Below are 421 nucleotides of genomic sequence, written 5' to 3'. Positions count from 1 at the left end.
CCAAGCGGTCAACGGGTCCGGACTGTAACTCCGGCGGCTTAGCCTTCGAAGGTTCGAATCCTTCCCTCCCCACCAGTTGCCCCCTAAGCGGGTGTGGTAGAACGAATTGAGTATTAAGCCGCGGGTGTAGCTCAATGGTAGAGCAGAAGCCTTCCAAGCTTACGACGAGGGTTCGATTCCCTTCACCCGCTCCAATGATTAAATGCTGATGTAGCTCAGGGGTAGAGCACTCCCTTGGTAAGGGAGAGGTCGGGGGTTCAATTCCCCCCATCAGCACCATTCATTTCAATGCGTCATTAATCTGTTATTTCAAGTTCTCGAGAAGGAAATAAAGCGATGGCTAAGGAAAAGTTTACGCGGACCAAGCCGCACGTTAACGTAGGTACCATCGGTCACGTTGACCACGGTAAAACCACTCTGA

The 421-nt window shown here is 51.8% G+C and carries 1 protein-coding gene and 2 tRNA genes; all 3 read left to right on the top strand.

The window, feature by feature from the left end:
- Positions 1 to 120 precede the first annotated feature (120 nt).
- Positions 121 to 194, top strand: a tRNA-Gly gene (locus L991_RS12280).
- Positions 195 to 204: 10 nt separating this feature from the next.
- Positions 205 to 279, top strand: a tRNA-Thr gene (locus tag L991_RS12275).
- Between the two features lie 57 nt (positions 280 to 336).
- Positions 337 to 421, top strand: an 85-nt coding sequence (locus tag L991_RS17345) for a GTP-binding protein (protein ID WP_047392346.1), incomplete at its 3' end; no start/stop codon positions are given.

Source organism: Chitinibacter sp. ZOR0017 (genome assembly GCF_000799095.1).
In the GTDB taxonomy this organism is placed as follows: domain Bacteria; phylum Pseudomonadota; class Gammaproteobacteria; order Burkholderiales; family Chitinibacteraceae; genus Chitinibacter; species Chitinibacter tainanensis.
Note: the sequence above shows the minus strand (reverse complement) of the source record. Positions and strands in the feature narration are given on the sequence as shown.